Raw genomic sequence first — 16,680 nt, 5'->3', positions numbered from 1 at the left:
AACGTGGTGTCTCAAGCATTATATGCCCCTTGAAATTACCGCTACCTACCGCTTTAGCGCCGTTCTATATCGCACAGGAAACTCTCCAGAATGGCTCGGCTTTGGGCCAGTTTCGCCGCTTTCTGGTCAGCAAGACGAATTTGTTCGTGCAAGACATTGCGTAGTTCGTCACAGGGTTCGAAGACAGGCTCCTCGCCTCTCACACAGGGTAAGAACTGCTGGATAGTCGCAAGGGTCATGCCTGCCGAACCAAGCAGCTTGATCCGCTCAACAGTGCGGACCTCATCCGGAGCATAATCACGATACCCACTCGCGCTGCGCTTCGGCTTCAGCAAACCTGCCTCTTCATAGTAACGCAGCATGCGGATGCTCACGTCGGTACGTTTTGCTAATTCGCCTATTTTCATTTCCCCCTCTTGACCCTCACAGCACTGTAAGGGTTTAGGGTAGTGACTCCTCACTGCCAGTTCAATCAGGAGTCAATGTTATGTCTGCTAACGTCAGCAATGTTCAGGCCCATATCAATGGGCAGCCAGCCACTCTTTCAGAGCTGATACCCCTGGCCTTTGCCGGGTTTGCGCATTTCACAGCAATGCAGGTACGAGACCGCAAGGTTAAAGGGCTAGACCTGCACTTAGATCGCCTACGAAACGCTTCAATAGACTTTTTTGGCAGAGCGTTTCCCGATGAACAGCTCTTGTCCTACATCAGAACAGCCATTGATGAGGGTCCGAAAGACCAGTCACTAACAGTCACCATCTTTTCCCGTAATGGTGAGTTCACGGCGGCCAGTATGGATGGGGAGCTAGCAGTGCTCATCCGCACAGGTGCCCCCTCTCAAGGCCCCACAGGCCCGCTGAGGCTGGGTACGGTGGCACATGAAAGACCTTTGGCCGCCATAAAACATGTTGGTGAATCCGGCAAAACCTTCTATCTACATCAAGCCATACGCCAGGGCTTCGACGATGCAGCTTTTGTTGACAGCCACGGGCACCTGAGCGAAGCAACGATATGGAACCTTGTCTTTTGGGACGGCGAGGCGGTTATCTGGCCACAGGCCGAGATACTACAGGGCACCATGATGAGCATCATCCAGCGTCAACTGGATCGCCTTGGGATTCCCCAGCGTCATGAGGTCATTACCACCGAACGGCTTCGAGAACTGTCCGGTGCGGCGGTGATGAACTCATGGACACCGGGGATCGCCGTCACGGCCATTGATTCAACGGCTTTTGCAGAAGCAACACCGTTCATCAATTTGCTCCATAACGCCTACCAAGCTGAATCCGCTAATTTCATTTAATGACGCTCGCTGACTATTTGCGTAGCGAAATACCGGACGTTCAGCGCGTTGGCTAAGCCCATCCCGCGTGACAACGAACCTAGGGATATTGCCGATCTCGTTTGCTTGGATAGCGGGACCTGAGAGCAGATCGGTAACAGCACTCGGGCGCGGTTCAATGTGACATCTTTCAAAAACCTTAGACCACGGCCTCTTGTGACGTACCGCGCAAGGTCAACAGCGACAGGCCCGCTGCCACCAGCGAGCACAGTGCGATGGCTGCGGTCAGCATCAGTGGGGTGCCGTCGAACACCACACTGACCACAGCGATGGCGACCGCGCCCAGCATCATTTGCAGGGTGCCGCCCAGGGCCGCCGCTGTACCGGCGATGGGGCCGTGTTCCTCCAGCGACAACACCATGGACGTGGGAATCACCAGACCAAGAAACGCAAAGGTTGTAATCAGCATTCCCACCAGCAGCGGGAAACTGGTGTATCCCAGCGCCACCAGCGTAAACATCAGGCAGGCCGACACGGCGTAACAGGCCACCGCCCATTTCACCACCGTGATGGAGCCGAAACGGACACCGAGATTGGAGGCAATTTGGCTGGTGGTAAAGAACCCCAGGGCGTTCAGTGCGAACGCAAGGCTGAACTGGAATGCTGTAAGGCCGTAGTAACCGGTGTAGAGAAACGAGGCGGTGGCCAGAAAGGCAAAGAAACTGGCCATGCCCATACCACCAATCAACGTCAGGCCCATATATCCCGAGTCCCGGAACAATACGCCGAAAGCGTTCATCATAGCGTTGAAGCGAAAAGGTGCGCGGTCTGCCGGGGCCAACGTTTCCTTCAAAGCGAAGCCGGTCAGAAACAGGCCCAACAGCGTGGCAATGGCGACTGCCAGAAAGACAGCACGCCAGCCGAAGGGCACGATGATCGAGGTGCCCATCAGGGGTGCCAGCATGGGTGAAACGGCGATTACCAACATGATGGTGGACATCATGCGCGTCGCCTCGGTGCCAGTGTAGCGGTCACGGATCACCGCGCGCGGAATGGACATGACCGCAGCCGCCCCCATACCTTGCAAAAAGCGCAAAGCAATCAGCCATTCGATGGTGGGCGCAAATGCACAACCAATCGAGGCGACACCGAAGATACCAAGGCCAAAGTAGAGCGGTGGCTTGCGGCCGAGCACATCGGAGGCCGGTCCGTAAAAAAGCTGACAGATACCAAATGCAATGAAGAACGACATCAACGTCCATTGAGCGGCCGACACTGACGCCCCCAGGTCTTCACTGATGGCCGGCATAGCAGGCAGATACATATCAATGGCAAAAGGGCCGATCCAGCTCAGCAGGCCGAGCACCAGTGCCATTTTGATCATATCGGTTTTCACTGAATATTCCTTTATCAATAAGTGTGTTCATCCGAAAGCCGAAATGGCTTCGTCCTATGTTCTATGTCCTATGCCAAGCAGTCGTGTGAGGGAGGTAAATATCGACAACAATATGGAAAATATTATTCTAAAGGCTGATCGTGCTTGCTTGTCACAATTGAACAGCGGCTCTACTAAAACGTCCGGGTCTGGTAATGAATACCGGCCCCTTCTTCACAGTATTGCTTAAGGCTCAGCAGAAATATCGCCCAGTTATAGTTGCAGAAACGGTAGAACTCGGTCACTTCACGCCAATCGGTATGCTTGAGAGTGACGGCCGTTTTGCCTCCTCGTTGTTCTAGCTCGAAACTTATGCTGGTCCCAATCCACTCCGGGTCTGAATCGATACATTGCCAAGTCATCTTAGCATTGGGCACCAGCTCCACGATCGTCATCTTTGTCGGGTGCTCATCCCCAAATCGGAATTCATTGACCGCATCAAGTTGGGCAGTGAATGTTAAATCCTGGGTCCACACCTCGGCCAGGCCACGAGCCGTAGTCAACACTTCGTAAACACGTGAAAGAGGGGCATTGACGTATTGAATATGTTCAATGCGCGCCATCAGTATCACTCCTTAGCAAAGGGCTGCCGCCTTCCAGCAAGCTTTTGAGGCTGGAAAGAATGAATGGCCAGCCGACGCTGATGCCTTGCAGTACCTTGCTGCTCTCCTCGAATTGATCGTGAATCAGCGTTAGGCGTACTTGGCCCATATACTCGGCAATCTCAAACGTGACCCGAGACGGTTTTTCAGGTCTCGTCAGATCAACTTTTTCGCCCTCGTATCCTGGCATCTCGTCATCGTTTTCAGGAATGAAGGTATAGGACAAACGGTGCGGCGGATCTGACTCCAGCACCTCGCCGCGCCAATCCAGTGATCCATCGGCCTTGACGAGTTTAACCGTTGCTCCCGCTGTCCACTCCGACGTAATTTGCCGCCCACCCCAGTATTCGCGGGTAAACTCCCCTTCCGTCAACGCTTTCCACAGTTGCTCGGGCGTCGTGTTAATGTAAATAACGTAGGCAAAATCGGGCTTACTCATTGTGATGGTCCTCAAGCTTCTGTTTGAGACTGTCCACCGCCGCAATCCGCTGGTGAGTGAACTTACTGACCCAGCGTTGGTGGATCTGCTGAATTGGCTCGGCATTGAGGTAGTGCAGCTTTTCTCTCCCCCGCCACGCCGTAACCACCAGCCCCGCTTCTTCCAGCAGCGCCAAGTGTCTGGTAACGCCCTGACGACTCATGGAGAGTCGTTCGCATAGCTCATTGAGGGCCTGCCCATTATTTTCAAACAGGCTATCCAGCAGCTGGCGCCGCGAGGGATCAGCGAGCGCTTTGAAAACAAGATTGAGATTAGTTGTCATAATGACATTATGCAACCAAATAGTTGCATGTCAAAATTTAGTGCTCATTCTCACCAACTGCCTGTACATGCCGGAGGCTAGCAGCCGACAACAACGCCAGCGCCAAAATAGTGATGCCACTGACGATGGCCACAGCATTCATTCCTTGCGTAAACGCTGACTGTGCTTGCTCAAGTATCCCGCCGGGAAGTCGTTCAGCAACGGACGTTGCGGACCACAAACTTTCTCCAAGGGCACGGGAGACATCGTCTGGCACCTCATCAGGAATCGCACTGGCAATCTGCACGCGATACAACAAGGTTCCCAGGCTACCGAGAAGTGCTACGCCCAGCGCTACACCCAACTCCTGAACCATCTCGGACATCGACGACGCGGACCCAGCTTTTTCCGCAGGAGCCGCGCCTACCACCAAGTCGGTGCCCAGCGCAGCGATGGTGCCCAACCCCAGATACACTAATGAAAATCCCAAAACGACCTGGAGTACCTGAACAGAGAGCGGGTCTACTTGAGCCAGAAAAGCACAGCCGATGCTTGCAAGCATCAGCGCGACAGCAATAACAAACGCAGGCCGAATACGGCGCGCCAAGATAGGAGCAAGAATACCGGCAAGCACCATCATCAGCGCTGGCGGCCCCATCCACAGCCCAGCAATCAGCGGCGTGTAGCCCGCTACTAGCTGAAGATATTGAGTGACTAGAAGCATCATTCCCGCCACACCCACCAGCCCTAGCAACATTATGACCAGCGCAGCAGTGAAGGTTTTACTGGCAAACAGTTTGAGATCAAGCAAAGGATCAAGAAGCTGCTTTTGTCGACGCACAAAGAGCAGTGTTCCTACGATTCCCAACACAAGTGTGGCCAATACCAGTGGCGTCACACCGGCTTTAGAGAACGCCTTTATGGCATAGATACTGGGCAGAATTGCTATCAACAGCAGTAGAACACTTAAAATATCCAGACGGCCTGCCTGCGGATTGTGATACTCCGGCAGCAGTAATGGCGCAGTTAATAGCAGTACGATGACGATGGGCACGGCAATTAGGAAAGCCGCTCCCCACCAAAAGGGGGCTAACAGCAACCCACCGACTACCGGCCCCAAGGCCATCCCCAGTGCAAACATGGTCGCCCATATCCCAATCGCCAATGCGCGCTGGCGCAGATCAAAAAACATATTGCTAATCAAGGCCAGCGTAGAAGGCATCAGCGTTGCTCCGGCAATACCCAGTACTGCCCGCGCCACAATAAGCCACTCGGCATTAGGCGCATAAGCAGCAAACACTGACGCGACCGCAAACGCAAAGGCCCCGATCATTAGTAGTCGACGTCGGCCAACCCGATCCCCTAGCGTGCCCATCGTGATAAGAAAACCAGCGATCATGAAGCCGTAGGCATCCATAATCCACAGCGCCTGAGTACTGCTAGGCTGTAGATCTACCGCTAAGGCAGGAAGCGCAAGGTAGAGAATAGTGACATCGAGCCCAAGCAGCATGGTGGGCAGGGCCAATACCGCAAGCCCCGCCCACTCTTTAATGCCAGCTTTGTTGCAGGGGCTTCCGCCTGTGTCCGTATTACCAGGGGTGTGAACATCACAGCTGAATGACATGTCGCCTCCGACTTCATCAAGGAAGCAGGCATTCTCAGACACTCAATATGGGGTTACAATATAGCTAATTATCCTATTACTAGAGGTAATAGCATGGCGAATCATCGGCTTGAGCGAACGCAGTGTGATCTCACCGAATTCATGCTGCGGCATCGCCGCAAATTAACGCCTGCTGACGTCGGGCTTCCCACTAGCGGGCGAAGGCGTACCCCGGGCTTAAGACGAGAAGAGGTTGCTGCGCTCGCTGGGGTAGGCCTGACGTGGTACACCTGGTTTGAGCAGGGCCGTGACATTAAGGTCTCCGAACGTTTTCTGCTCAACATCTCCCGCGCCCTAAAACTGGATGACGCCGAGTGCTGCCATCTTTTTCTATTAGCGCACCGCCGAGCACCGCCTGCAGAAGCGTATCAAGAGCAGAGCACTTCCCCCCGAATCCAGTCGCTGATGGATGACCTTTCTCGCCCTAGTTACGTGATGAACCTGCGTTGGGATGTTATTGGCTGGAATACGCAGGCTGATGAACTACTTCAGTTCAGCAGCCGAGAAGCGTCTGAGCGCAATCTATTAAGGATGGTATTTACGGCTCCCGACCTACGCCGACGACTCCCTGACTGGCAACAGGATGCGTCGAATATGCTGGCACAGTTTCGTTGTGACTTAGCTGTCGCCCCTGAAGACCCAGTCATGCAAACGCAAATTGAAGAGCTTTGCCAGTTATCGCCAGACTTCCGGCACTGGTGGGAAGCGTCAAGCATGGAAGGTTACAACCGAGGAATCAGCAGCCTCCTTGATACAGAGGGCGAGCATCATACCTATACCCATGAGACGCTCATCGTTGATGAGCACCGTCATCTCAAGATGGTGGTTTACTTCGACTGCTAATGTCGTGTACTAGCCACTGACGAGCCTGATACACCGTTACCCGCGCAACATACTGGGCAGGAGTCACTCCTAACATACGGCTAAACTTCTCGTTAAAGCTGGAGTGCCCTCCTTCCGGGCTGCACGCGTAGCTTTTGAAATGCGATGAGTAAAAGTACTGCTAAAAATCCACTTACGCTAATCAGCAACGATACCGCTGACCAACTAAAAGCGCTGGCCAATCCTCCTGCAACCACTGGACCAATCAATAGCCCGATATTGCTACCTTGCATGGCAAAGCCAAGTGTGGCGCCAACCAGTGAGCTATGAGGCGCGTAATCCGGGGCACTTTTAAAGATCACCACCGGCACAAACCCGCTAGAAAAGGCAAAAACTACACACAAAGCGTATATCCCCCACTCTGGTGTGGGCGCGCTGAATACGCCGATACCACCGAACACCATAGCGCTAAAGCCTGCAGCCAGGAGATAGATGGACTGCACCCCGCGAGTCAAAAGTTGCCCACCGACGACATTACCAACACCACTTAACGCGATGGCAGCGGCACTTAGCAAACTCGCACTCTCATCACTGACCCCAAGGCGCTCTGCTAGCAACGTCGGCAGAAAACTAAAAAGAGCGAAGAAGATGCAAGAGAAGATGACGAATAACCCCCCAAGCACCCAAGGCCCGGGGGCAGTAATGGCTTCCCTTATATCGCCAAGTATCGAGTTATGATTCACTCTAAAACTCTCCGACGCTGACACTACCCACCCCAAAAGTGCGGCATAGCCAATTAAGATTCCAGCGTTAAACAGCCAAAAACCACGCCATGTAAGCCAGTTCATCAGTGGCGCTGATAGAAAGACCACGGTCATTCCGACCGGCATAAAAACTGCCCAAAGCGCCATCGCTCTACCGCGAATACTGGCTGGCGCTGCTGCGGCAATCAGTGTAGGGGCAGCGACAGTGAGCCCGAGAAAACCCAGGCCTTCAAAAACGCGTGTTGCAAGAAGCATTTTAGCATCGCTTGAAAACGCTCCTAGCGCAGAGCCTACCCCCATCACCACTAAGCTACAGAGAGCCATTCGCCTTGCGCCAATGCGATCAACGGCTAAACCGATAGGTGCTCCAGCGACGGCACCGATGACGGCGAACGCAGACATCAACCAAGCAGCCGTACCGAGTCCCAACTGCAATTCCTCTTGCACGGCCTTGAGAGCCATCGATGCCTTACCAACCTGGCAGGCTGCAATGACGCCCGCCCCGATGATCAGTGCGACTATGGGCCAGGCCGCAGCCGTTGGCGATGAGTGAGCACCGCTCATCAGGAGGCGACCTGCGTTCTTTGCTCCCGGCCGTTTACCAGAGCAGTGGCGATTTCTGCAACGTGTCTGCCTTGAAAGCGTGCTCCGTCAAGTTCATTGGCGCTTGGTTGGCGACTACCTTGCTTATCGTCTTCAGCCAGCGTAGAGGCACCATAGGGTGAGCAGCCGGTAATCTCGTCCATACGCATTTGCCCCTTGAAGGTATAAGGCAAGCCGACAATCACCATACCCAGATGCATCAACACCACCTGCGTAGCAAGAATCGTCGATTCCTGACCGCCATGCTGGCTGCCTGTTGAAGTAAAGACACTACCGACTTTGCCCACTAGACAATCCTCAAACCACAGCCCCCCTGCCTGGTCGAGAAAATTCTTTATCTGACTCGCCATGTTGCCAAAGCGAGTCGGAGTACCAATGATGATGGCATCGAAATCCGCAAGTTCTGCGACTTCAGCAACCGGCGCTCGCTGATCAAGCTTGTAGCCTGAGCGACTGGCGATACTTTCAGGCACCAACTCCGGCACTCGCTTGATAGCAACATTGGCGCCCGCTTGCCTAACGCCTTCTGCCACAGCTTCCGCCATTGTTTCGATATGGCCATAACTCGAATAGTAAAGGACAAGTACGTTACTCATGTGTAGGTCTCCTAAGGTGTCTCACAATGAGGAGGATGCAGTCATGCTCCATCCGCACTCCTCAGGCAAAACTACACTCGTCAATTAACTAAAAAAAATGACAATATTTAGTCTTTAACTATCTACTTAATCGATCATGTTAGATGCCCTGACACTTGACCAAATGCGTGTGCTCATTGCCGTTAGCGAAGCAGGAAGCTTTAGCGGTGGTGCGGAGCGCCTAGGGCGAGCACAATCAGCGGTCAGCTATGCCATTGGCAATCTCGAGGCGCAGTTGGGCGTTACTCTTTTTGACCGCTCGGGCTACCGGCCTGTTTTGACGCCCGAGGGGAGAATGCTGCTGGCGGACGCACGCGCCATTCTTCTTAAAGTTGACACACTGCGTGCTCGTGCACGGGGCTTTGGAGAGGGTGTAGAACTAGGACTGGATATCGCGCTCGATCCACAATTTCCGCTAACTGTTGCCTCGCGGGCCTTAAAAGAGTTACAGGACGCCTACCCTCTTGTATCGGTACGCGTGCTGTCTGCCCCCCTGGGTGAGGCCATTCAGCTACTTCAGCAACATCGCTGTACCCTTGCCATCAGCGGAATTGACATACCCGATCCTCGGATCGAGCGAGAAGCTATTGTGTTTGTCCCACGTGCTGCTGTGGTATCCACAAGCCATCCGTTAGCCAATCGCACAGCGAGCGGGGAGACCATTACGGCAGCCGAACTCGCTGACTATGTTCAAATCGTTACCGAAGACCCATCCACTCTCACTCGCGGTCGCGAATACGATGTACTGTCACCGGGTACGTGGCGGGTGGGCGATAATTCAACAAAACATGCGCTAATCTGTGCAGGGATTGGCTGGGGCAATCTGCCGCTATGGCTGATCGAGCGTGATCTACTGGAAGGACGACTCGTCCGCATACCGGCGGCCGAGTTCGGCTCCGAGGGCGAAACCGTTGTTCGGATGTGGCTGATGCATCGTACAGACGAGCATCTCGGGCCAGCTGCCAAAACGTTAAAGGAGGCCCTAATTCGTCAGGCAGTGACGTTAGGTACGGAGTAGAAAGCGGCGATTAATCCGCAACTCAAGCGTGGACACTATGATCCAACCAGGAACGTTATCTGCCCGATGTTGGGAAAAGAGCAGTGCAAACCTATTTGATCTGAGACTTAAGCCAATCGATAAAAGCCTGCATTTTGGCACTATGCTGCCAGCTTTCGGTCGGGATGTAGTAACACAGCAGAGAATCGACGCTTTGATACGAAATGGGCTGCAATGCGTTGGCTTTCACAAAGTCAGAAACCAGTGTCTCTGAACAAAACACCAGTCCTTTCCCAGCAAGAGCTTCATACACACCATAAAGCTCCTGATCAAAATACCTTATTTCAAAATTTGGCAGTGACGCTCCACTTTCAATTAGCCAGTTTTTCCAAGGCGAGTCCGGCAGTTTCTTGTTCTTCCATTTAGTCAGATAGACCGTTGCTGGCTTATCCACTGTGATGGAGCGGATAAAAGGACAGCTCCCATATAGGTTAAAACGCTCTTTCTTTAATAAACTTGATTCATCAACCCGGGTTACGTCCCCCAAACGGATAGAGAGGGTATTCACTTTTGATGCCACGACTTCGCCCGTTGATATTTCAACATCAATATTTTGGTAAATTTTATTAAAGTCATGTAGCAACGGAATTAGCACCAGGGCGGCAAAGGATGAGGTGGTATCAACATTCAGTCGCGAGGCATCTGACTTTATATTATCTAGCGCAGTCTGAATTTTCTGCAAACCGGCGGTTGTCGCCTCAGAGAGCTGGTGCCCTTCTGACGTTAAAGTCACGCCCCGGTTGATTCGGGTAAACAGCCGCACTCCCAACCTATTCTCAAGGTTGCTGATATGATGCGACACATTCGCCGACGTTATCGACAGCTCCTCGGCAGCATCTTTAAAGCTCCCCAGCCGAGCGGCTGCTTCAAACACCTTAATCGCCTGTAGTGAAGCATTCACCGCTAGCCTCCTATTTTTGGTCTCAACCCGGCTTCTCAATAGATAAGTTTTTCTCACCTATCGATCCAGTTTATTCATTTGTCGCAGTATTGGCAAAAGGGCAGCATAGCCACTCCACACCGCTATCTGCTGAGGCCATCATGCGCACATTACTTCATATAGACGCTAGCGTACGTAAAGCGACAAACCCAAACCCTGACCACAACTCAATATCAAAACGTATTGCTATGCAGTTTGTTGATAAATGGAAATCTGCTAACAGTGCAGATAATTACATTTATCGTGACATTGGCTTGAACCCACCTGCTTTTATTGACCAAGACTGGATAGGTGCCGTTTTCACACCCGATGAGCGGAAAAGCTCTGAGCAACGTAAAAAACTAGCGTTATCCGATCAGCTATTTAGCGAGTTAGCACAAGCGGATGTCATCTTAATATCTTCACCTATGTACAACTACGGCATGCCTGCCCCTCTTAAAGCGTGGTTCGACCAGGTAATGCGTATAAATAAAACATTTAGCTTTGATTTGGCTCGTGGCGACCATCCTATAGAGCCACTTTTGTCTGGGAAGACTCTTATTTTAGTCTCTTCATGCGGAGAGTTTGGCTTTGGGCCAGGAGGTGAACGTGAGCATATGAATCATCTCGGGCCGCATATTAAAACACTGGGCAGATACTTGGGCGTCGAGTCATTTCATGAAATAACGTCAGAGTACCAAGAATTTGGAGATGAAAGGCATCAGAGATCAGTTGCTAATGCGCTTAAAAATGCCGGATTGCTAGCAGTGGATTTGGCTAGCAACGCATAAATCTTTGCTTTGAGTAGCCGCCGGGCAGTCTAAAATGACTGCCCTCGTTAGCTCTGCGTCAACGAGCTTTTTGCCGCAACGCCGCTTTATAAGCACGGTCAGCCCACTCTTTAGCATGTTCAGGATCTTCAAATATCTCCTCGGGGGCAGCATAGTAAGTCATTTTCACCCTTTTGCCGCTCTTCTCATATTCAAACTGCTCCATTCCCAGCTCGATAAAAGAGCCTACCGAACGTTCGTCGACTTTAAGGTAAAGAACATCATCGGCGACTAGCGCAAACATAAGACCATCGCGATAAACGCCATATCCGCCAAACATGCGCTTAGTTTGGATTTCACCAAACAGTGCGAATACGTCGCTAAGGTTTGCGATAAATTCGCTGGTAGCTTTCATTAACCTACCCCTCGGTTTCAGCCGCATCGCGTAGCGGCGTTGATAAAGTTGCGAGGCTTGGCACTAAAGGGCATCCGGACATAGCAATCGATGCTGCTTAGCCTAGTTGTAGCGTCAGGTTAACCTTAGAAGCGATTCATTCCAGTCTCTCACCATAAACCTCACTGTGCGCAGTGATCGGCTTATCAGATAGTTGAGATGTGAGCACACCTCTGGCCACTCGCCCCTGCTCAGGCTATACATCACTGTATCGCGAATGGTCCCATCGCGGCGCAGCGCATGGCCACGGATTACGCCATCTTTCTTTGCGCCTAGGCGCTCGATCGCACGTTGGCTGGCGAAGTTGAAGTTGTCGGTACGCCAGCCGACCACGTTACAGCCCAGTGTGTCGAAAGCGTGAGTCAATAGCAGTAGCTTGCAGGTGGTGTTGACATGCGTGCGCTGAACCCGTTTGGCGTACCATGTGTAGCCAATTTCAACGCGTTTTACGTTGGGCAGAATATCATGGTAACTCGTGGTGCCAAGCACCATACCACTCGCCTCTTCAATCACGGCGAAAGCAAAGCGATGGCCTTCCTCGCGGCTTTTTAAGGCGGCATTAATATAGTTGCGTGTCTCATCGGGCGTTGGCACCGAGGTAATACGCAGATTCCACAACTCGCCATCCGCAGCGGCGGCGCGCAAACCGGCTTCGTGATTGAGTGAAAGCGGCTCGAGCGTTACGCCATGCGCAGTAAGGGTGATAGGTGTGATAAAGGCCATGTGTATACTCAACTATCTTCTTGGAAGGTGGGGCAAACGCTTAACCAGACTGAGCCGTCTTAATATCGGCATTCAGCCAAATAACCATAATTCGCTAACGTCTCAATAGTATGCACTAGGCACTATAACTGCCACTGGCCCTGCCCCTTTCTACAGCCTCAACGCCTGAGTTAGAGCGCTTTCTCATAGATGGATACGTTATCCCCTCCGTAAAGCACGGTTTCGATATACGACCAGCCACTTCGCTCCAGAAGGCTGTTTGCTGTGCTTGTGCCGGAGTAGATTTTTTTGTACCCCAGCTTGCGTGCGATGCTTTCAAGCTCAACAGTCAATGTTGCGCCAATTCCACGACGCCGGTACTGAGGGAGTACCATGCCGCCACCCATCCAGCCTTCAATACCGCGATACCAAGCGCAGAACCATCCTGCATCGCAACGACCCCAATAGGAAGTTTATTGTGATTGGAATATGCCAGCAGGTCTTCTTCAGCGTTTCCCCTGCCGCGCGCACCGTAATACTCCGGCCATCCGCACTCAAACATTTCTCGAAGTGCTGGCAGTAGTTCAGGATGATTGGCTAGCAGAGCCAAGTCTAAATTACTCACCATGGTTTCCAAAGCGCTCTAACGAGGCTGTAGAAAAACCCGATTTCGAGCCGTTTCCACTGCCTGTTGTCCTTATTCATTTACCCAGCCGGTCATCCGGCTGAGTAATATTAATATCGGCATATAGCCACTTGAGCGCCCAGCTTTAGCCCGCTGAAGACCGCCTGCTGGGTTCACAAAGCCAACTTACTCCGCTCTAAGCCCTTCATGATGCGGCCAAGTGGCCGTAATTCGCCAACTTCTCAATATTGTGTACCAAGCAGTAGAGCTGCCACTGGCCTTGCACCTTTTGCTTACCCCGAAGGCTGAAGCGGTTCAGTCTTTTCGTTGTGCCAATGTTGCCGAAGACGGGCTCCACGACTGACATACGATGGCTGTAAATTTCTTTGCCCTTGGGGCTATCGACTCGGTGCTTCATCCAGTCAGTATAATTGGGTAAGCGTTTGTTCTCGATAACAAAAGACACTTGTCGCCCTGCACCGTTGCGATGGTCGGCCGAGCTCGGATTTTGCATGCATCGGTATTTCTTTGAGCAGTGTCGACATTGCAGCAAGCGCCCTTCAAAGTGTACCCGGGTCTTGCCATTGTCAGTTTCTCGTTGCCCGCGATAGGACAGTTTTTCACCGGTTGGGCAGATACACGTTAGCGCTACTGGATCAAACTGGAACGCGCTAGCTGGCGTCGTCTCTCGCCAGCCTTTATCTGGTAAGTTCTGGTGGCGCTTGCCGTATTTGTTTTTCTGGTCGGTGAATCTCGGATCTCGGCTGCGGAACTGATTATCAGGGATATAGCCATTAATCCGTCGCTCGTGAAGGTACTTCATATTGGCTTCATTCGCGAAACCGGTATCGGCGGTGACGACGGTGCCTTTTTGGTAGATATTCTCCGCAATCCCCAGTTTCTTAAAACGGGCTTCGACCATTTCCAGTACGGGCTGCAAGGTGTGATGTTCCTGGCCTTCGCCGAAGGCCTGAGCGTCAATGACGATCTGGTGCTTTTTATCCACCGTGGCGACGCCGTTATAGCCCTGGATCGTGCCCTTACTGGTCGTCATTTTGGCACTTTCGTTATCGGTCAGATTGCTCTTCACTTCCTTGACTCGCTTCCCCCGGCCCATCCTTGGGCTGTGCGTCTTTAGGAAACGGTCAACTTTGTTCATGGCGGCATCTAGCGAGAGAATCGTCTTGGCCCGTCGGATATCCCTGCTTCCGTCTCGGCCTCATCACGTGCGTAGTGCTCCAGCAGGTGATGCCGAATCAGGCCTCTCAGTTTCTCATCCAACTCTTTGAACGTGCCAGACCACTCTTTGGAGGCATCGGAGGACATTTTGCAGCCATCAATCGCAAAGAGTTCGTTACCCAGCAAGCCTTGTTCGTGGCATACCAGCAGCACTTGTTCGAACAGCGCTTCAATCTCATCGGCATGCCGACTGACGAAGCTGGCCAGTGTGGTGAAGTGGGGCACGGTATCGCAGGAAAGGGCTTTGAAAATAATATTGGTCTCGCAGCTCCACTGCATCTCGCGACTGGAGGTGATGCCTTTTGAGTAAGCGAACAGGACAATCTTCAACAGGATGGCCGGATCATAGGCCAACCGACCGGTCGCATCGTTACGGTACTGGGGATGGAAAACAGACAAGTCGAGTTTATGCTCGATCAGGTAGTGCACGGCGTGTTCAAAGGTGCCTGGTTGGAGCTGGTCTTGGTAGTTGATCACCACCATGGCGTTCTGGTCGTAGTTATAAGGCTTGAAGCGCGGCATGCTGACCACTCCTCGTCTGTTTCCTCGATCCTACCAAAACTTAGCCGCCAGCGGAGTTTTTCTACAGGCTCAACGTTTAGCGTAACCGGCCTTCTTTGAAGCGGCAGCGGAAAAGTTGGTCCGTGTTAACGCTTTTGTTGGGCATTATTACTTCTAATTTGACCGATTTATTCAAAACAATAGACCCCTAACTGGATTATGCTCATTACTAAAATTCATCTTCTACCACGCCACGTAGATTGGAGAGATTTATGTCGATCAAATCCGCAAGCATAACCATCGTCACACAGAGCCTCCCTGATACTCGGAAGTTCTACGAAGCTCACTTCAATGCACGTCCCGTTTTCGACTGCGGATGGTACGTAGTACTTAGGTTGACCACTTCTTATCAGGAGCCCGAAATTTGCCTAATGAGCCCACAAGAGGGCATGCAACCGTTCACTGGTGGCGCTTTTCTTAACCTGCTTGTGGAAGATGCTGATAAGCTGCACTCTCAGCTAACCCAAGCAGGTCTCACACCGGCGATGCCACTGGAAGATCACCCGTGGGGCGATAGAGGATTCAGTATTTTGGACCCCTCTGGCGTCATCGTGTATTGCTACCATCCTATTGCTCCAAGCGCCGAATTCGAAAAGTACATTATTGAAGAAAGCTAAACGTTCTGGAACACATCGGGAGCAGACAGCCGTTCAATAAACTGCTCCCCATTTGTCCGCAGCGTCGCCGGCGTGACTCCAAACCAACGCCGAATCTCACGGCTCATATGCGCCTGATCCGAGAATCCGTGCTTTATCGCGAGTATTACCAGTGGAATTTCAGACCTTACAACATCCATCGCAGCCTGGCGAACGCGGGCTAAAGACTTCCAGTACCGTGGCGGAGCCCCGCTAGTATCAGCAAGCTTCCTCCTTATACTACGTTCACTCAACGGCAAAGCTCGTCGCACTTCTCCATGTTGTATTTCCTGAATATATTCCGATACCCAAGAAGGCGCGGGGGCTGCAAAGTCATTGACCACACTAACCAGCTTTTCAAGCGTTTCATCGCCATCATTTTCTGATCCCCTTTCGTGGCAACCAAAAAGTGGAATTTGTGAAAAAATCTGGTCATCGTGTTTTGAGCACGGGTTTTCCGCCTCCCACGGAAAGGTAACCCCCACAGCCAAGCGAACCCCAACGAAAAAAGTATCCTCATCACAGAGCACCTGCCGAGGGCCAGCATCCAAGCCACTGCAAACAATGGTGGCAGGATCACTTTTGGGAACAATCGCTATCAGGTCACGGCAACCATCTGGCCAGACAGCAAAGCGCCCTTCGGGTAATTTTGTGATCCAAGTACACACAATCAAGTCCATAAGCTCTCCGCGTTGCAAGCTGCCCAACGCCAAGCACACGCGAAACTGGGTTGGCGCGGCTGTGGTTTAGAATGAAGCGCCAGCGGAATGGAAACCACAGCCGCGACAACCCAGTTTTCGCCGTGATGCTGATTGTTATAGCTTGAACTCACGGATCTGAATATGGTTTCCTTCAGGATCAACCACATTGCATACCTTGAATACAGGGTTTGACCACTCACCTTCCAGCGCCTTCCCACCGAGTTCTACTACTTTTTTTCGTGCGTACTCATGGGACTCTACCGTTAAGAACAATTTAACAGCGTTGAAATTTTGTTCCGGCATTTCGACAGGGGGCAAATGAATTATGAGATTGATCCCATCACCACCAATACTGATGAAATCGTCGGTTTCCCGAAGCAAAGCCATACCGAACATTTCAATATAGAACTCGGCCAAAGGTTTCACACTATTAGAGTAAATTATGACTCCACTCTTTGCGGGCTTGCTCAT

At 52.1% G+C, this 16,680-nt stretch carries 21 protein-coding genes; 5 read left to right on the top strand and 16 right to left on the bottom strand.

All coding sequences use genetic code 11. The annotated features are described in order from the left end of the window. Positions 1–53: 53 nt before the first annotated feature. The gene (locus tag NDQ72_05260; protein ID WKD29363.1) at positions 54–407 is read right to left on the bottom strand and encodes a MerR family transcriptional regulator; all 354 of its coding nucleotides are present in this window, start codon (positions 405–407) and stop codon (positions 54–56) included. 80 nt (positions 408–487) lie between these two features. Between NDQ72_05260 and NDQ72_05255 the strand changes: the two genes are divergently transcribed. Beyond that, the gene (locus NDQ72_05255; protein WKD29362.1) at positions 488–1,303 is read left to right on the top strand and encodes an aminotransferase class IV family protein; all 816 of its coding nucleotides are present in this window, start codon (positions 488–490) and stop codon (positions 1,301–1,303) included. 178 nt (positions 1,304–1,481) lie between these two features. Here the strand turns inward: NDQ72_05255 and NDQ72_05250 are convergent, their stop codons facing one another. From NDQ72_05250 to NDQ72_05230, 5 genes are all read right to left on the bottom strand, one after another. After that, positions 1,482–2,678, bottom strand: coding sequence for a multidrug effflux MFS transporter (locus NDQ72_05250; protein WKD29361.1), 1,197 nt, complete (start codon positions 2,676–2,678; stop codon positions 1,482–1,484). A gap of 173 nt (positions 2,679–2,851) precedes the next feature. Continuing rightward, a complete protein-coding gene (locus NDQ72_05245) occupies positions 2,852–3,280 on the bottom strand; it encodes an SRPBCC domain-containing protein (GenBank protein WKD29360.1) in 429 nt (142 codons plus the stop codon). After that, positions 3,267–3,758 carry an SRPBCC family protein gene (locus tag NDQ72_05240; GenBank protein ID WKD29359.1) on the bottom strand — a complete coding sequence of 164 codons (492 nt, stop codon included), beginning with the start codon at positions 3,756–3,758 and terminating at the stop codon, positions 3,267–3,269. The genes NDQ72_05245 and NDQ72_05240 overlap by 14 nt, the downstream gene beginning before the upstream one ends. Further along, complete coding sequence (locus tag NDQ72_05235) at positions 3,751–4,080, bottom strand: helix-turn-helix domain-containing protein (protein ID WKD29358.1); 330 nt, start codon at positions 4,078–4,080, stop codon at positions 3,751–3,753. The genes NDQ72_05240 and NDQ72_05235 overlap by 8 nt, the downstream gene beginning before the upstream one ends. Before the next feature lie 37 nt (positions 4,081–4,117). Then, the gene (locus NDQ72_05230) at positions 4,118–5,683 is read right to left on the bottom strand and encodes an MFS transporter (protein ID WKD29357.1); all 1,566 of its coding nucleotides are present in this window, start codon (positions 5,681–5,683) and stop codon (positions 4,118–4,120) included. Between the two features lie 93 nt (positions 5,684–5,776). Here NDQ72_05230 and NDQ72_05225 point away from each other — a divergent pair, with 93 nt between their 5' ends. Continuing rightward, a complete protein-coding gene (locus NDQ72_05225; protein WKD29356.1) occupies positions 5,777–6,565 on the top strand; it encodes a helix-turn-helix transcriptional regulator in 789 nt (262 codons plus the stop codon). A gap of 92 nt (positions 6,566–6,657) precedes the next feature. Here the strand turns inward: NDQ72_05225 and NDQ72_05220 are convergent, their stop codons facing one another. Both NDQ72_05220 and wrbA read right to left on the bottom strand, forming a co-directional pair. Beyond that, positions 6,658–7,872 carry an MFS transporter gene (locus tag NDQ72_05220; protein ID WKD29355.1) on the bottom strand — a complete coding sequence of 405 codons (1,215 nt, stop codon included), beginning with the start codon at positions 7,870–7,872 and terminating at the stop codon, positions 6,658–6,660. Then, positions 7,872–8,507 (bottom strand): NAD(P)H:quinone oxidoreductase, encoded by a 636-nt coding sequence (gene wrbA, locus NDQ72_05215; GenBank protein ID WKD29354.1) that lies wholly within the window; start codon positions 8,505–8,507, stop codon positions 7,872–7,874. The genes NDQ72_05220 and wrbA overlap by 1 nt, the downstream gene beginning before the upstream one ends. A gap of 136 nt (positions 8,508–8,643) precedes the next feature. On the opposite strand from wrbA, the gene NDQ72_05210 reads away from it, so the two are divergent. Then, positions 8,644–9,564, top strand: coding sequence for a LysR family transcriptional regulator (locus tag NDQ72_05210; protein ID WKD29353.1), 921 nt, complete (start codon positions 8,644–8,646; stop codon positions 9,562–9,564). A 91-nt stretch (positions 9,565–9,655) separates the two neighbouring features. Here the strand turns inward: NDQ72_05210 and NDQ72_05205 are convergent, their stop codons facing one another. Beyond that, positions 9,656–10,504 carry a LysR family transcriptional regulator gene (locus NDQ72_05205; protein WKD29352.1) on the bottom strand — a complete coding sequence of 283 codons (849 nt, stop codon included), beginning with the start codon at positions 10,502–10,504 and terminating at the stop codon, positions 9,656–9,658. A 140-nt stretch (positions 10,505–10,644) separates the two neighbouring features. Between NDQ72_05205 and NDQ72_05200 the strand changes: the two genes are divergently transcribed. Further along, positions 10,645–11,313, top strand: coding sequence for an NAD(P)H-dependent oxidoreductase (locus NDQ72_05200; GenBank protein ID WKD29351.1), 669 nt, complete (start codon positions 10,645–10,647; stop codon positions 11,311–11,313). A gap of 58 nt (positions 11,314–11,371) precedes the next feature. On the opposite strand, the gene NDQ72_05195 is transcribed toward NDQ72_05200, so the two are convergent. The 5 genes from NDQ72_05195 to NDQ72_05175 form a co-directional block, all read right to left on the bottom strand. Then, on the bottom strand, positions 11,372–11,707 hold the full coding sequence (locus NDQ72_05195; GenBank protein WKD29350.1) for a TfoX/Sxy family protein: 336 nt from the start codon (positions 11,705–11,707) through the stop codon (positions 11,372–11,374). Positions 11,708–11,821: 114 nt separating this feature from the next. Continuing rightward, positions 11,822–12,469, bottom strand: a complete 648-nt coding sequence (locus tag NDQ72_05190; protein ID WKD29349.1) for a GNAT family N-acetyltransferase — start codon at positions 12,467–12,469, stop codon at positions 11,822–11,824. Positions 12,470–12,797: 328 nt separating this feature from the next. Beyond that, complete coding sequence (locus NDQ72_05185; protein ID WKD29348.1) at positions 12,798–13,076, bottom strand: hypothetical protein; 279 nt, start codon at positions 13,074–13,076, stop codon at positions 12,798–12,800. 202 nt (positions 13,077–13,278) lie between these two features. After that, on the bottom strand, positions 13,279–14,163 hold the full coding sequence (locus NDQ72_05180) for a transposase (GenBank protein ID WKD29347.1): 885 nt from the start codon (positions 14,161–14,163) through the stop codon (positions 13,279–13,281). Positions 14,164–14,240: 77 nt separating this feature from the next. Beyond that, complete coding sequence (locus NDQ72_05175) at positions 14,241–14,834, bottom strand: transposase (GenBank protein ID WKD30350.1); 594 nt, start codon at positions 14,832–14,834, stop codon at positions 14,241–14,243. A gap of 251 nt (positions 14,835–15,085) precedes the next feature. On the opposite strand from NDQ72_05175, the gene NDQ72_05170 reads away from it, so the two are divergent. Beyond that, positions 15,086–15,490, top strand: coding sequence for a VOC family protein (locus NDQ72_05170; GenBank protein ID WKD29346.1), 405 nt, complete (start codon positions 15,086–15,088; stop codon positions 15,488–15,490). On the opposite strand, the gene NDQ72_05165 is transcribed toward NDQ72_05170, so the two are convergent. Both NDQ72_05165 and NDQ72_05160 read right to left on the bottom strand, forming a co-directional pair. Continuing rightward, entirely contained in the window at positions 15,487–16,188 is a 702-nt protein-coding gene (locus tag NDQ72_05165; GenBank protein WKD29345.1) for a helix-turn-helix domain-containing protein, read from the bottom strand. The two genes, NDQ72_05170 and NDQ72_05165, sit on opposite strands and share 4 nt — an antisense overlap. 135 nt (positions 16,189–16,323) lie before the next feature. Next, complete coding sequence (locus NDQ72_05160; protein WKD29344.1) at positions 16,324–16,680, bottom strand: hypothetical protein; 357 nt, start codon at positions 16,678–16,680, stop codon at positions 16,324–16,326.

This window comes from Halomonas sp. KG2, assembly GCA_030440445.1.
GTDB lineage: Bacteria > Pseudomonadota > Gammaproteobacteria > Pseudomonadales > Halomonadaceae > Vreelandella.
The sequence above is the reverse complement of the archived record's forward strand: the minus strand, read 5'-3'. Positions and strand labels throughout refer to the sequence as shown.

Coding starts and splice junctions, on each gene's coding strand:
- NDQ72_05245 (WKD29360.1), bottom strand. CDS start 3,280: ATGGCGCGCATTGAACATATTCAATACGTCAATGCCCCTCTTTCACGT.
- NDQ72_05240 (WKD29359.1), bottom strand. CDS start 3,758: ATGAGTAAGCCCGATTTTGCCTACGTTATTTACATTAACACGACGCCC.
- NDQ72_05170 (WKD29346.1), top strand. CDS start 15,086: ATGTCGATCAAATCCGCAAGCATAACCATCGTCACACAGAGCCTCCCT.
- NDQ72_05200 (WKD29351.1), top strand. CDS start 10,645: ATGCGCACATTACTTCATATAGACGCTAGCGTACGTAAAGCGACAAAC.
- NDQ72_05175 (WKD30350.1), bottom strand. CDS start 14,834: ATGCCGCGCTTCAAGCCTTATAACTACGACCAGAACGCCATGGTGGTG.
- NDQ72_05195 (WKD29350.1), bottom strand. CDS start 11,707: ATGAAAGCTACCAGCGAATTTATCGCAAACCTTAGCGACGTATTCGCA.
- NDQ72_05255 (WKD29362.1), top strand. CDS start 488: ATGTCTGCTAACGTCAGCAATGTTCAGGCCCATATCAATGGGCAGCCA.
- NDQ72_05190 (WKD29349.1), bottom strand. CDS start 12,469: ATGGCCTTTATCACACCTATCACCCTTACTGCGCATGGCGTAACGCTC.
- NDQ72_05185 (WKD29348.1), bottom strand. CDS start 13,076: ATGGTGAGTAATTTAGACTTGGCTCTGCTAGCCAATCATCCTGAACTA.
- NDQ72_05225 (WKD29356.1), top strand. CDS start 5,777: ATGGCGAATCATCGGCTTGAGCGAACGCAGTGTGATCTCACCGAATTC.
- NDQ72_05210 (WKD29353.1), top strand. CDS start 8,644: ATGTTAGATGCCCTGACACTTGACCAAATGCGTGTGCTCATTGCCGTT.
- NDQ72_05160 (WKD29344.1), bottom strand. CDS start 16,680: ATGAGCAAGCCCGCAAAGAGTGGAGTCATAATTTACTCTAATAGTGTG.
- NDQ72_05165 (WKD29345.1), bottom strand. CDS start 16,188: ATGGACTTGATTGTGTGTACTTGGATCACAAAATTACCCGAAGGGCGC.
- NDQ72_05220 (WKD29355.1), bottom strand. CDS start 7,872: ATGAGCGGTGCTCACTCATCGCCAACGGCTGCGGCCTGGCCCATAGTC.
- NDQ72_05235 (WKD29358.1), bottom strand. CDS start 4,080: ATGACAACTAATCTCAATCTTGTTTTCAAAGCGCTCGCTGATCCCTCG.
- wrbA (WKD29354.1), bottom strand. CDS start 8,507: ATGAGTAACGTACTTGTCCTTTACTATTCGAGTTATGGCCATATCGAA.
- NDQ72_05260 (WKD29363.1), bottom strand. CDS start 407: ATGAAAATAGGCGAATTAGCAAAACGTACCGACGTGAGCATCCGCATG.
- NDQ72_05230 (WKD29357.1), bottom strand. CDS start 5,683: ATGTCATTCAGCTGTGATGTTCACACCCCTGGTAATACGGACACAGGC.